The following is a 13,921-nucleotide window of genomic DNA, read 5'->3' as shown; positions in this document are numbered from 1 at the left end:
GAACACTTCTGTCACAACCTTTTTTTTACCCGTTATTATTTTTTTGCCAACCTTGTGCAAGTAAAGTTGTCTCAATCTGCTTTAATTTTTCTGCAAGTTCTTTTGCGGAAGAAGCAAGTGTTAATAAGCGCGAGTGGTCGTCTACTTTATCAAGTGTAATTTCAAAGAACGGCACATCGATATCGTCTTTAATGAGTTGTCCCCACTCAATCAAACAAATACCGTCTCCTTCTAAATATTCCTCAAGACCTAAATCAGAGGCACCCTCAGTTAAGCGATAGACATCCATGTGATACAAAGGAAACTTTCCTTGTTCATATTCACGAATTAGCGTATAAGTTGGGCTTTTGATCATTTGCTCGATATCTAATCCTTTTGCAAATCCTTTGGTAAAAGTTGTTTTTCCAGCACCTAAGTCTCCGGTTAAAAGATAAATATCACCTGGATGACTTAAAAGGGCGAGATCATTGGCAAATTGTTTTGTTTGAGTTTCGTCGCTTAAGAAAAATTGCATGTCTGTCACTACCTTTCTTCAATGAGTTTGTCTTCATGAGTATAACGTGAGATGAAAAAAAAAGCCATGCTAGAGGCATGACTTAAATTGAAATTATTTTTCTTGTAATGCTTGGGAAGCAGTGATGATTGATAATTTGTAAACATCTTCTTCATCACAACCACGTGAAAGGTCAGAGATTGGTTTATTTAGGCCTTGTAAAATTGGGCCAATAGCTTGGAATCCACCTAAACGTTGCGCAATTTTGTAACCAATATTTCCTGATTGGATTTCAGGGAATACAAAGACATTTGCACGGCCAGCAACTTCTGAATCTGGTGCTTTTTGTGCAGCAACAGAAGGAACATAAGAGGCATCAAATTGTAATTCACCATCAATTGCAAGTTCCGGTGCTAATTTTTGGGCGATTTGAGTTGCTTCAATTACTTTTGCGACTTCATCTGATTTTGCAGAACCTTTTGTTGAGAAGCTTAGTAACGATACTTTAGGTTCAATTCCGAAAATTTTAGCTGTTTTAGCACTTTCAACAGCGATTTCAGCTAAAGCTTGTGCATCTGGATTAATGTTGATGGCACAGTCAGAGAAGATATATTTTTCAGAATCACGGTTACCAACCATTAAGAAAGCACCGCTTGTACGGCTTACGCCAGGTTTTGTTTTAATAATTTGTAGAGCAGGACGGATTGTGTCGCCAGTTGAATGAATGGCACCACTTACTAAACCATCAGCAAGCCCCATATAAATTAACATGGTTCCAAAGTAGTTACCGTCTTTTAAAATAGTACGCGCTTGGTCTTCAGTTGCTTTACCTTTACGTCTTTCAACGAATGAGGCAATCATTTTGTCAAAATCAGCGTAAGTTTCAGGATTAATTACAGTTAAATTATCGATTGATAAACCACGTGTACTTGCAACTTCACGAATTTTTTCTTCATCACCAATAAGAATTGGTTCAACCAAGTTGTCAGATTTTAGGCGGACAGCTGCTCCAAGAACACGGATGTCTGTCGGTTCAGGGAAAACGATTTTAGTATTTTTGCTAACAATATTTTGTTTCAGACCTTCAAATAATTCCATTTGAAAAACTCCTCATGTTAAATTTTTATCTCCTACATATCATACCGCAAAACAACTAAAAAAACAGTATTTTCTTGCTGTTTTTATAAAATAATCATATAAATATTGAGTTCTATTGAAAATGTAGCAAATTGATTAGGACAGATTTGTGTCAATGTTGCTACAGTTTGTCTGGAAGTGCCCAAGAAATTGTTTCTTGACCATTTTCTGTTAAGAATTGATTGATTTGTGAGAATGGCTTAGTGCCAAAAAAACCTCGATGTGCAGATAATGGACTTGGGTGTGGTGCTGTTAAAATAAGATGCTGTGAATTTGTAATCAGTGCTTGTTTTGCTTGTGCAGGTTTGCCCCATAAAACAAAAATGACAGGTTGCTCACGATCATTCAAATGTGTCATTATTTTGTCAGTAAAAGTTTCCCAACCTCTTTTTTGATGTGAGTTTGGTTGGCCATCACGCACTGTTAAAACGGTATTTAAAAGCAGCACACCTTGTTCAGCCCAAGTTGTTAAACAACCATGTGAAACGGGTGGNNCTTTCCAATTCTTTATAAATGTTTCGTAAAGAAGGTGGAATTTTATTTCCAGGTAAGACTGAAAAACTTAACCCGTGAGCTTTATTAGGCCCATGATATGGGTCTTGACCTAAAATCACGACTTTAACCTCATTAAAAGGCGTTAAACTAAGGGCATTAAAAATTTCTTCTTTTGGTGGATAAATGGTTTCTGTTAAATATTCTTGTTCAACAAATTGGTCGAGTTCTTTAAAATAATTTGCTGTAAATTCATGTTGTAATTGTTGTTGCCAACTAGGATGGATTTTTGTTAAATTCATGTGTCTTCACCTCTGAAATTAGTGTAACACAGATGTCTATTGAGTGAGGATCATTAATGTAAGTCAGTCGAAAAAATGGTACACTAAGGATGATTTTATTATTCAAGGAGGCATTTCATGGTTAAATTAATCGCATCGGATATGGATGGGACATTATTGTCACCAAACTTGTCGGTATCTGAATACAATAAAGAAGCAATTTTAGAAGCACAAAAACAAGGCATCGAGTTTTTGGTTGCGACAGGCCGTGATCATACGGAAGCGCGACCTCCATTAGAAGAAGTTGGGCTTGATTGTGTGTTAATCACAGGAAATGGTGCACAAGCAATTGATAAAGATGGCGAGATTTTATTCACCCATTCAATTGAAAAAGTAAAAGTGAAACAAATTTTAAGTATTTTAGATTCACATCAATTGTATTATGAATTAATGACAACAGATGGTGTATATTCGAGCAGTCAGCCAAAACGTTTAGAAAGTTTTACGAATTTAATTGCGAGTCATGTGCCACATATTACTTATAAAATGGCAATTGCGATGGCTTCTGCTCATTTAACAATGTTAAAAGTAACGTTTGTCGAAGATTATGCTGAAGTGATTGAACATGAAAAAATTGAAATTTTAAAAATAATTACCTTCAATGAAGCGGGTCAAAAAGTGTTAATGCCGATTGCAGATGAATTACGTCAATTAGATGAGTTATATATTACTTCGTCTTACCCAAACAACATTGAAATTAACCACTATCAAGCCCGTAAAGGATTTGCCGTGAAAGAAGTTGCGGAACTAAAAGGTATTTCGATGGCTGAAGTCATGGCGATTGGCGACAATCATAACGATATGTCAATGCTTGAGGTTGCGGGCGTTAGTTTTGCAATGGGCAATGCAGAGCCTGAAGTGAAAACAACAGCAAAATATTTAACAGATACCAATGCTGAAAATGGCGTCGGCAAAGCGATTTACCGCGTCATTGAAGAAAATTTATAACATAACTCTTAAATGAAAGAAGTTGAGATTATGGTGACGTATTACATTCAAAAACAGTTGCTCTCAGCAAATGTTCGGACCACAATTAAAGATAATGCTGGTAAGCCGGAATTTTTACTTGTTGGACGTTGGGGTTTAAAAGGAGACTCATTATCAGTCTATGATATGGCAGGCGAAGCACTTGCAACAGTTAAACCAAATAACTTTGCCTTTAGCTCGCAATTCGATTTTTTTGTCCACCATCAAAAGGTAGGGACCATGAATCGACTGTTTCCGATTTTAAAAGATATCTATTACATTCGTTGGCTTAAATGGTTAGTTGTAGGCGATTCTTTGGAAGGTGTTTATGAAGTTTATCATATCCACCAAAAAAAGATGAGTATTACGACAATTGGCAATTTGTATAAAATTGAAATTATGGATCAAGAAGATATTCCACTTTGTTTGTGTTTGGCGTCAGTTTTAGATTATTGGGCGAATCACTATGTTAGTAAAAAGACAATTGATGAGCGTAAAAATCTTAATTTTGAATTTAGTTAATCTAGGAAAATGAGGGATAAAAATGGCAGAAGTTGAAAGTTTTACATTAAATCACGATATTGTGAAAGCACCATATGTGCGCTTAATCGCAGAAGAAACAGGATTAAAAGGAGATGTAATCGCTAATTACGATTTACGTTTTGTCCAACCTAACCAACAAGAAATGCCAACAGGCGTTATCCATACAATTGAGCATCTATTAGCTGATCTTTTACGTGATGAATTACCTGGTATTATTGATTGTTCACCATTTGGTTGCCGTACAGGCTTCCATTTAATCACATGGGGTGTTTATTCATCAACAGAAGTTGCAAAAAGCCTAACCAAAGTGTTAACAAAAATCGTTAACGACATCGAGTGGGAAGACGTCCAAGGCACAGCCCGTCAAAACTGTGGCAACTACCGCGACCATTCATTAGTCGGCGCCAAAGAATGGTGCCGCCAAGTCATAGAACAAGGCGTCAGCGACGATGCATTTAAAAGACAGGTGGTTGAGTAGGCGCTTTGGGACGAGCAGTAAGGCGAGCCTGATNNGCTCAGCTCACGGAACCCCGTTTAATCAGGTGGTATAATGAGCTCCATCCCAAAATCCTCAGTAAAGAAGGTGAGTACAAATGCTGACAAAGCATATCGTACATGAAAATCTTGTTTGGGTTGAGTCTAATCAATTTTCAGAGCAAGATCGTTCAATATTATTAAATGAATATTCATTGCCGCTAGGTTTACTGGACTATGTATCGGATGATTACGAACAAAGTACTTATGACTATAATGCAGCGTCAGGTTATCATTTGATGGTGATTAACTTACCTGTTTTGTTGGAAAGAAAAGTGCGTTATACAACTCGACCGATTAGTTTTTTATTTAACGAATCAATTATATTCACTTTTAATACAGGTGAATCAGATGCGATTAATGAAGCTTTAAGAAAACAGATTACCGAAAACAAAGCGCAATTGACGGTTAATAAAATGTTGGCATCAGGTCTAGAGGAGGCTTTTCAATATTTTATGACTTGTTTCCACACAGTCATGAAGACACGTCATGAATTGGATGAATTAATTTCACGCCATATGACCAATCAAAATTTATTGGAATTATCGTATTTACAGCAAACATTTAGTTACTTTAATCACGCTGCAAAAAGTAATGTGGACGCGCTTCAAATGATGTTAGATGCTGAATATGGCAAATTATTGCGACCAGTAGAAATTGAACATTTTGAAAATTTAATGGTCGAAGCTAATCAAATCAAACATATGGTCCGACTTGAAAGTGAAGTAGTCGATAAGGTTGCTCAAGTTTTTGATAGTGTGAATAATAACAATTTAAATAGCACAATGAGCATTTTAACTTTTTGGTCGCTAGCTTTGGCTGTACCAACATTAGTGACAGGTTTTTATGGGATGAATGTCCTACTACCATCAATTAGTCCTAAATATGATTGGCTAATTTTACTGGTGATCTCCATTGTCCTAATCTTTTTATTGATTTGGACGATCAAAAATAGTAAACGATTTAAATAAAAGAGGGCTAAGAAGCTAATAATAATATCAGTTTCTTAGCCACTTTTTTATTCTAATTCATTAAAATCCCATTCTCGTAAAAACTCATTAACAAATTGATCCATAAAGTTAGTTCGTTCTTCTGCGAGTTCAACTCCTGTTTGTGTTTGCATCGTGGTTTTAATTTTAAATAATTTTTCGTAAAAATGATTAATGACACTGGACCCTTTGCGATAATCATCTTTTGTCAAGTTCTGACGTGGCGCAATGTCAGGTTGATGCATGATATGTCCTTTGTGTCCGCCGTAGTAAAAAGTTCGCGCCACACCAATTGCACCAATTGCATCTAGTCGATCTGCATCTTGAACGATTTTTGCTTCGAGTGAGAGTTTGGGCGCGTGATCAAGTTGATGGCTAAAAGACATCTGTTCAATAATTCTAAAAATTAATTCTTGTTGTTCAGATTCAATTTTTATTTCCATTAAGAATTGTTGTAAATCATATTTGGCAAGTTCTGGATTGGGAAAAATTTTATCATCGATTAAATCATGGAGATAAGCACTAGCCAAAATAATATCTAAATCTCCACCTTCACGATATTGAATATATTTAGCAAGATTGACGACGCGATTAATGTGTGCCATATCATGTCCGGAAGTATCCGCCGCTAAGAGATGCTCGGTATAGTGTTTAATTTTTGTGAGTTGTTCAGAAGTTAAAGGCATTGGAGTCACTCTTTCTTTTGTATTTCTTCCATTGTACAATATTTGGTTAACATTAGTCTTATAATAAGAAATGCTGATAAATAATGACATCTCAGCTTTGTGTTAAAATAAAAGTAATAAAGAGACATGAATGAGGTGAGGCAATTGGTTATACAGTAGTGCTGATTTTTCAGAAGCAATTTACGTATATCTAGAAATTTTACCGGATAATTTATTAGTGGAACAACTAGTAGGGATAAACAACTACCAGTTGGGCGATATGAATGTACCTTAAATTCATTTGTGGATTTTAGTCAAAAGAAGACATTTTTTGGGTCAAAGAGATTGGGGAATGTGCATTGATTTTATTTGCTAGTTCGTATGAGCAAAACTTTCAACGTACAGCACCGTATTTAGAGGTTCAAAGTCTGCGATTTAATTCAGAAAACTATATTTTTTAGGAGATAGACCAATTTGTAATCAAGTTGTTAAAACGTATGATTAAAATGAAGGTAGTCTGTTATAAACTGGGTTGATTTGAAAGTAAGCGATATTATTATATTTAATTATTGAACAGGGGATAGAGTCCTAGAATTAGGCGATAAGATAAAGAGTGTTTTTATTTTTCGGGATAATATTACAGGTAGAATCAAAGAAACGATGCACTAAAGTGAAAAACAAGAAGCCAATTATCTCAATAAAACCAATTATCATACCGTTGGATTTTTTATTTTTTTGACGCTAGAAAATCAAATTTGTGCTATAATGAAGCGGACTTGAACAAAAATTCAAAAGATAAAAAAGTGTATTTATTAGGAGGAAATTAAGTGGAGGACAAAAAGACTTTTTATATTACAACTCCCATCTATTACCCAAGTGGTAAATTGCATATCGGAAGCTCATATACAACAATTGCTTGTGATGCAATGGCACGTTATAAACGTCTAAAGGGTTTTGATGTGTTTTACTTAACGGGCTTAGATGAGCATGGTCAAAAAATTGAACAAAAGGCAGAAGAGCTCGGTGTTGATCCGCAAGAATATGTTGATGATATGGCAACAGATGTTAAAAAATTGTGGAAACTATTAGATATCGACTATACGAAATTTATTCGTACAACAGATGTCGAACATAAAGAAACTGTTCAAAAGATTTTTCAACAACTTTTAGACCAAGGCGATATCTATTTAGGTGAGTATGAAGGCTGGTATTCAGTTTCTGATGAAGAGTATTTCACTGAAAATCAACTTGCAGAAGTATATCGTGATGAAAATGGTAAAGTTATTGGTGGTAAAGCACCGAGTGGTCATGATGTTGAGTTAGTTAAAGAACAAAGTTACTTCTTTAGAATGAGCAAATATGCGGATCGTTTATTAGCTTACTATGAAGAACATCCTGAATTCATTGAACCTGTATCACGTAAAAATGAAATGATTAATAACTTTATTAAGCCAGGTTTGGAAGATTTAGCGGTTAGTCGTACGTCATTTAACTGGGGAATTCCAGTGAAAAGTGATCCAAAACATGTGGTGTATGTATGGATTGATGCACTATCAAACTATATTACGGCACTAGGTTATGGTTCAGAAGACGACAGCAACTTTAAAAAATACTGGCCAGCTGATGTTCACATGGTTGGAAAAGAAATCGTGCGTTTTCATACGATTTACTGGCCAATTATGTTAATGGCATTAGACTTACCGTTACCAAAACAAATTTTTGCTCATGGTTGGTTAGTCATGAATGATGGCAAAATGTCTAAATCAAAAGGTAACGTGGTTTATCCTGAAATGTTAGTGCGCCGTTATGGCTTAGATGCATTGCGTTATTATTTAATGCGTGCAATTCCATTTGGGTCAGATGGTGTCTTTACACCAGAAGACTTTGTGGCACGTGTGAATTACGATTTAGCCAATGATTTGGGCAACTTATTAAACCGTACGATTGCAATGATTAACAAATATTGTGATGGCGTGGTGCCAACTTACGCTTCTCAAGTGACTAAATTTGATAGTGAATTATCAACGACAGCTGCTGATGTGATTGGTAAATACAACAAAGCGATGAGTCGTATGGAATTTAATATTGCCTTAGGTGAAATTTGGAAATTGATTTCACGCGCAAACAAATATATTGATGAAACAGAGCCTTGGAATTTAGCGAAAGATGAAGATCGTCGTGCCGAATTAAATAGTGTAATGGTTCACTTAGCTGAAAGTTTAAGAATTAGTGCGATTCTTTTACAACCGATTATGACACAAGCACCGAAAGCAATTTTCACGCAATTAGGTCTTGATGATGCGACTGTTTCAATGGTTTCAATCCGTTTTGGCGAGTTTCCAAAAGACATTAGAGTTGTAAGCAAAGGGACACCAATCTTCCCACGTTTAGACGTCGAAGAGGAAGTGGCTTACATCAAGGATCAAATGGCACAAACTAAAGGTGCGTCTAACAAGCCTGAAGTTGTCTTTAATCCAGAAGAAACGAAATTAGTTTCTGAAAAAGAAAAACAAATTAAGTATGAAGACTTTGATAAAGTTGAATTAAAAGTTGCGGAAGTAATGGATTGTCGTAAAGTAAAAGGTGCTGACAAATTATTACAATTCCGTTTAGATGCTGGAGATGAAGGTTACCGTCAAATTCTGTCAGGAATTGCGGAATTTTATCCAGAACCAACTGATTTGATTGGTAAAAAAGTAGTCATTGTGGCGAACTTAAAACCAAGAAAAATGCGTGGCGAAGTTAGTCAAGGCATGATTCTTTCAGCTGAATCTGGCGATAAACTGTTTGTTGTTGAAGCACCAAAAGATGCAGCAAATGGCTCAATTATTGCATAAGTAAAATAGTTAAAGTGTGTGGCCGTTCGTTTTAGCCGCACACTTTTTTTAATGGTTAAGATAGCCGGCAAAGAATAGTATCCTGTGGTAAAATAGGACGACAAGGAGTGAAACAAAGTGAAAATATTTGATACACATACACATTTGAATGTTCAACAATTTGAAAACGATACTGAAGAAGTTTTAGCAAAAGCTAAAAAGCTTGGTGTCTCTGAGATGGCTGTGGTTGGTTTTGATCATGATACGATTGAAAAATCATTGGCACTAAAGGATAATTATGAACATATTTACAGTATTATTGGTTGGCATCCAACTGAGGCTGGTTCATATAACCAAGAAGTTGAAGCTTACCTACAAGAACGCCTTGTGTTACCAAAAGTTGTGGCTTTGGGTGAGATTGGCTTAGATTATTATTGGATGGAAGACCCAAAAGATGTGCAAGAAAAAGTATTTCGACGTCAAATTGCCATCGCTCGCGAGATGAATTTACCAATCAGTGTGCACACGCGAGATGCGATTGAAGATACTTATGAAATCTTAAAATCAGAAAACATCCAAAATGTTGGTGGCATTATGCATAGCTTTAGTGGCGATGAAGAATGGGCGCAACGCTTTTTAGATTTAGGCATGCACTTATCATTTAGCGGAGTTGTGACATTTAAAAAAGCCTTAGATGTTCAAGCTGCGGCTAAAATTGTACCACTAGATAAATTACTAGTTGAAACAGATGCACCGTATCTAGCACCCGTTCCTTATCGTGGGAAACGAAACGAACCTGGTTATACACGTTATGTTGTCGAGAAAGTGGCTGAATTACGTGAGATGCCCGTTGAAGATGTGGCGTCACAAACTAGAAGAAATGCATTTCGCTTGTTTGGGTTAGGTGAACATGAAGAATAAGAAAATAAAAATTGAAGAAATTGTTGTGGTTGAAGGTAAAGATGATACTAAGAGACTTCAACAAGTTGTGGATGTCGATACGATTGAAACAAATGGTTCCGCGATTGATGAAGAGATACTAGCTAAAATTAGCCATGCACAGACGATTAGAGGTGTGATAGTCTTTACCGATCCTGATTTTTCAGGCGAAAAAATCCGTAAAATTATTACAGAAGAAGTCCCGCAAGCAAAACACGCTTTTATTTCACGCAAAAAAGGGGTGCCGAAAAAGAAACATGGCAGTTTAGGTGTTGAACATGCCAGTGATGACACCATCTTAGAAGCACTTCGCTTGGTATCGACACCAACAACTGAAGCATTTCAGTCAGAAATCACTCAAAATCAATTAATTAGAGCAGGTCTAATTGCAGGAACTGACGCGAAAAAGCGACGTGAACAATTAGGTGATATTCTTAGAATTGGTTATACAAATGGTAAACAACTACAAAAACGTTTGAGCATGTTTCAAATTAGTGCCGAAACATTTGAGCACGCGTTAGAACAAATAGATAAAGGAGAAACGCATGACTAATTATCGTGAAATAGCAACACCTTCTCGTACGAAAGAAATTCTAGAAAAATATGGCTTTTCATTTAAAAAAAGTCTCGGTCAAAACTTTTTAACCGAACCAAATATTTTAAGAAAAATAGCAGCAACCGCAGAATTAGGTCCAGAAGATTGTGTAATGGAAGTTGGCCCTGGAATTGGGGCTTTGACGGAGCATTTAGCACAATCAGCGGGTAAAGTATTGACGTTTGAAATTGATCAACGCTTAATTCCAGTGTTAGAAGACACACTGTCACCATATCCAAACGTGTCAGTTGTTAATGAAGATGTCCTGAAAGTTGACCTAGTGGCTGAGGCAAATCAAGCATTTGGAGCGGAGCATCCAAATGTGAAGGTGGTTGCGAACTTACCTTATTACATCACAACCCCAATCATGATGCATTTGCTGATGTCAGAATTAACAATTGATACCATGGTTGTGATGATGCAAAAAGAAGTCGCAGCTAGAATGTCTGCTGAACCAGGAACTAAAGCATACGGTTCACTTTCAATTGCTGTGCAATACTATATGGAAGCAGAATTAGCTTTTATTGTACATAAGACGGCTTTTGTACCACAACCAAATGTGGATTCGGCAATTATTAAGTTAACGCGTCGGGTTGAACCAATTGTGAATGTCTTGAACGAAGATTTCTTTTTTGAATTAACTCGTTCGGCTTTTACACAACGAAGAAAAACATTATGGAATAATTTAATCAGTCATTTTGGCAAAAGTGAGCAAAAAAAAGAATGGTTAACAGCAGCTTTAGAAGCAACTAACATTGATCCTAAACGTCGCGGTGAAACCTTAAGTATTACTGAGTTCGGTTTATTAGCTAACGAGCTATTTGCGAACAAAAGTGAATGATTCACAAATAATGTTTGTTGACAATTCGTTTAAATTTGGGTAAGATTTTGTTCAAAAGGTAACGGAGTTGAATAAAATGAAAAAAAGTTCTACCCAAAGTTTAACCTATAGTGCCATTTTGATTGCATTAGGCATCTTGATTCCAATGATTATGCCTGTCCGTATTATTCTTGGACCTGCAACTTACACACTTGCAAGTCATGTCCCAATTTTTCTAGCCATGTTTATCTCGCCCGGTGTCGCTGCTTTGGTTGCATTAGGAACAGCATTTGGTTTTTTCTTAACCTCAACCTTTGTTGTCGCATTAAGAGCACTGAGCCATATTGTTTTTGCCGTTTTAGGTGCGTGGTATTTGAGTCGACACCCAGAAATTGTCAGTCATCCTCGTCGCTTTATGAAGTTTAATATTGCAATAGGAGTGATTCATGCCACGTGTGAAACCTTAGTGGTGACAATTGTGATGTTCACGGGTCAAATAGAACCAATGGGTATTTGGGCGATGATTTTATTACTAGGTGTAGGTGGATTTGTCCATAGTTTAGTTGATGGCACGATTGCGTATACTGTTAGCCAACAAATTGGTGTTAGGTTTAAGTTTCCGGTTTATCTAAAAGCACAACGAAAAGATTTGAAGTCATAATATAAATTGAACAACCTATAAGGCAAAAAAATATATTGTCTTATAGGTTTTTTATTATTAATTTTTTAATTAAAAAATGATATGTAGTTGTTATTTTTACTTAATTATTTGTTTATTAATGCTACAATAAACTAAAGAGATGATATTATTGAATGCCAATTTTTGTGAGTAGTCTGTCCTTAGTCAACCCATGAGGAGTGTGTGTCAATATGATGAGAAAAATTTTCAGTAGTTTATGTTTACTTGTGTTATTCTTTTGTGGCTTTACAGTGGTGGCTGCTGAAAAGCAGAANNCAAGAATTAACACAGGTGGATAGTAGTCTTCATTATCAGTTAGAGTCAGGCCAAGGGCCGTATAAGATAGGTCAAGAAGGAAAAGTGACGCTTGAACCTATCTATGGCATTATTCCGGATGGTATATTTAATACTTTTAAAAATGAGAATCTTGAATTTAGAGAAGATGGAACTTTCAAAGCGTTAAGTGCGGGAGAAGTAGCAATTCCAGTAACTTATAAAATCTCAAAGCAAGGTTATCGCGAGTTGGGCGATGCTTATTTAAAAGAAATAAAAAATACAGCGCTAAGCTATAGTGATTTATCATTTGTTGCTACAGGTTTGGCATGGTCATTTGTGATTACCGTTTTGGATGAAAAAGTAGAAGTCATTGATCTAACTTTTGAATATTTAAGTTCGACAGATAAAGTAGTGATTGGGCAAAAGGGGCAACTAACTGTTAAGCCGTTGTATGGCATAATTCCTAAGGGGTCGTTTGTGAGTTACACAGACGAATGGCTACAATTGCAAGATAATGGCACATTTGTTGGATTAAAGCCTGGAAAGACAATGTTAAGACCTAAGTTTAAGATTTCTGAACAAAGTGAAACAGAGCTTAAACAAGCGTACATTAAACAAAATCCGGATAAAAAGTTAACAGTAGCAGATATTACTTTTTCAGAAAAGCAAATGCAACAAGAAATACCACTTGAAATTATAAGTCACAAAGAAGAGAAAACGGAGAAAAAATTACCCCAAACAAATGAACTTCAAAATACTAGTTTTGTTGGTTGGACCATCATTTTAGTAAGTGTCAGCTTATATTTTTATAAGAAACAATTAGGATAGTGATGAAGATGAAAAAATTAACAATTCTCAACATACTTTTAGCAATCTTTCTTTGTCTCGGTATCTGGTGGGTACCATTATCTAAACTTGTCACTGAACTCCCTTTTTATGTACCAGGATTAATTTCTTTATTTGTCCTTGTTAGTTCAGTAGTGTTATTAATAAAAACGAAAAACAAATGGAATATTTTGAGTCTAATTATTGTATTGCTACCATTTCTCTTCTATTTATTTATTGCTGTAGTGATTATCTTTAAAATTCCGTTAGCCCCGTAAAAAAGCAAATAGTAGTGGATAAAACAAAAGGCATCCAGTTGACCTTTGAAGGTAATTGGATGCCCTTAATATTTTTGCTGATAATTCGTTATTGAACGAGTTCGATTGTTGAATGAAAATATTGTTCAAGAAAAGCAACTTTTTCTTTTATTTCTTCAATTGAATAAGATTCGTCAAAAGACGACACCACCCATTTCGTTTCAACATCATCTTCTCGAGTGATAATGGCAATTAATTTTCCTTCAAATTTTTGTAGTGGCTGTGTTGCCTTTTTTGAGATGATATAGACATCCTGTTCTTCACCATCACCACCAATGATGCCCGGAACAAAGCCATAGTTAATTGGATAGATATTATTAAAGTCGTCAACATAGCCAATTGGTCTGTCGATTTCAACTTTTAGGTGTCGTTGTTTCATGCGTTTCAATCCTTTGGTTTTCTTTTTTTAACTATAAGTATCTAATCATAATTTTTTATGGATTTATTAATGGTTTTTTACTATTATATTTGAGGGCAAATTTTATAATCAAGTT

General features: G+C 35.7%; 16 protein-coding genes and 1 pseudogene. 11 read left to right on the top strand and 6 right to left on the bottom strand.

Annotation, left to right across the window (positions count from 1 at the left end; translation table 11 throughout):
- Positions 1–25: 25 nt before the first annotated feature.
- From tsaE to ESZ54_RS12695, 4 genes and pseudogenes are all read right to left on the bottom strand, one after another.
- Positions 26–514 (bottom strand): tRNA (adenosine(37)-N6)-threonylcarbamoyltransferase complex ATPase subunit type 1 TsaE, encoded by a 489-nt coding sequence (gene tsaE / locus ESZ54_RS09395; RefSeq protein WP_136137441.1) that lies wholly within the window; start codon positions 512–514, stop codon positions 26–28.
- Between the two features lie 93 nt (positions 515–607).
- Positions 608–1,591, bottom strand: a complete 984-nt coding sequence (gene pta / locus ESZ54_RS09390) for a phosphate acetyltransferase (protein WP_136137423.1) — start codon at positions 1,589–1,591, stop codon at positions 608–610.
- 160 nt (positions 1,592–1,751) lie between these two features.
- Positions 1,752–2,123: pseudogene (locus ESZ54_RS12700) on the bottom strand (uracil-DNA glycosylase); the annotation flags it as partial.
- 2 nt (positions 2,124–2,125) lie between these two features.
- On the bottom strand, positions 2,126–2,424 hold a 299-nt coding region (locus ESZ54_RS12695), incomplete at its 3' end, for a uracil-DNA glycosylase (protein ID WP_476718462.1).
- A gap of 117 nt (positions 2,425–2,541) precedes the next feature.
- Here ESZ54_RS12695 and ESZ54_RS09380 point away from each other — a divergent pair.
- The 4 genes from ESZ54_RS09380 (at position 2,542) to ESZ54_RS09365 (ending at position 5,477) form a co-directional block, all read left to right on the top strand.
- Positions 2,542–3,411, top strand: coding sequence for a Cof-type HAD-IIB family hydrolase (locus ESZ54_RS09380; protein ID WP_136137422.1), 870 nt, complete (start codon positions 2,542–2,544; stop codon positions 3,409–3,411).
- Positions 3,412–3,423: 12 nt separating this feature from the next.
- A complete protein-coding gene (locus ESZ54_RS09375) occupies positions 3,424–3,951 on the top strand; it encodes an LURP-one-related/scramblase family protein (RefSeq protein ID WP_136137421.1) in 528 nt (175 codons plus the stop codon).
- 22 nt (positions 3,952–3,973) lie between these two features.
- Positions 3,974–4,450, top strand: coding sequence for an S-ribosylhomocysteine lyase (locus ESZ54_RS09370; protein ID WP_136137420.1), 477 nt, complete (start codon positions 3,974–3,976; stop codon positions 4,448–4,450).
- A 115-nt stretch (positions 4,451–4,565) separates the two neighbouring features.
- Entirely contained in the window at positions 4,566–5,477 is a 912-nt protein-coding gene (locus ESZ54_RS09365) for a magnesium transporter CorA family protein (RefSeq protein WP_136137419.1), read from the top strand.
- Positions 5,478–5,524: 47 nt separating this feature from the next.
- Here the strand turns inward: ESZ54_RS09365 and ESZ54_RS09360 are convergent, their stop codons facing one another.
- Positions 5,525–6,181: an HD domain-containing protein gene (locus ESZ54_RS09360; protein WP_136137418.1), complete on the bottom strand. Its 657-nt coding sequence runs from the start codon at positions 6,179–6,181 to the stop codon at positions 5,525–5,527.
- 806 nt (positions 6,182–6,987) lie between these two features.
- Between ESZ54_RS09360 and metG the strand changes: the two genes are divergently transcribed.
- The 7 genes from metG to ESZ54_RS09325 all read left to right on the top strand — a co-directional run bounded on the left by metG (position 6,988) and on the right by ESZ54_RS09325 (position 13,388).
- Complete coding sequence (gene metG / locus ESZ54_RS09355) at positions 6,988–8,997, top strand: methionine--tRNA ligase (protein ID WP_136137417.1); 2,010 nt, start codon at positions 6,988–6,990, stop codon at positions 8,995–8,997.
- A 117-nt stretch (positions 8,998–9,114) separates the two neighbouring features.
- Positions 9,115–9,897: a TatD family hydrolase gene (locus ESZ54_RS09350; RefSeq protein ID WP_136137416.1), complete on the top strand. Its 783-nt coding sequence runs from the start codon at positions 9,115–9,117 to the stop codon at positions 9,895–9,897.
- Complete coding sequence (rnmV, locus tag ESZ54_RS09345; RefSeq protein WP_136137415.1) at positions 9,887–10,468, top strand: ribonuclease M5; 582 nt, start codon at positions 9,887–9,889, stop codon at positions 10,466–10,468. Before ESZ54_RS09350 ends, rnmV begins: the two co-directional genes overlap by 11 nt.
- A complete protein-coding gene (gene rsmA / locus ESZ54_RS09340; RefSeq protein WP_136137414.1) occupies positions 10,461–11,351 on the top strand; it encodes a 16S rRNA (adenine(1518)-N(6)/adenine(1519)-N(6))-dimethyltransferase RsmA in 891 nt (296 codons plus the stop codon). The genes rnmV and rsmA overlap by 8 nt, the downstream gene beginning before the upstream one ends.
- A 76-nt stretch (positions 11,352–11,427) precedes the next feature.
- Positions 11,428–11,991, top strand: coding sequence for a hypothetical protein (locus ESZ54_RS09335; RefSeq protein ID WP_136137413.1), 564 nt, complete (start codon positions 11,428–11,430; stop codon positions 11,989–11,991).
- Positions 11,992–12,285: 294 nt separating this feature from the next.
- On the top strand, positions 12,286–13,113 hold an 828-nt coding region (locus ESZ54_RS09330), incomplete at its 5' end, for a hypothetical protein (RefSeq protein WP_204249539.1).
- Positions 13,114–13,121: 8 nt separating this feature from the next.
- A complete protein-coding gene (locus ESZ54_RS09325) occupies positions 13,122–13,388 on the top strand; it encodes a hypothetical protein (RefSeq protein WP_136137411.1) in 267 nt (88 codons plus the stop codon).
- A gap of 88 nt (positions 13,389–13,476) precedes the next feature.
- On the opposite strand, the gene ESZ54_RS09320 is transcribed toward ESZ54_RS09325, so the two are convergent.
- Positions 13,477–13,806 carry an inorganic diphosphatase gene (locus ESZ54_RS09320; protein WP_136137410.1) on the bottom strand — a complete coding sequence of 110 codons (330 nt, stop codon included), beginning with the start codon at positions 13,804–13,806 and terminating at the stop codon, positions 13,477–13,479.
- Positions 13,807–13,921 lie beyond the last annotated feature (115 nt).

The sequence above is a fragment of the Vagococcus silagei genome, from assembly GCF_004795745.1.
GTDB classification, from domain to species: Bacteria; Bacillota; Bacilli; order Lactobacillales; family Vagococcaceae; genus Vagococcus; species Vagococcus silagei.
Note: the sequence above shows the minus strand (reverse complement) of the source record. Positions and strands in the feature narration are given on the sequence as shown.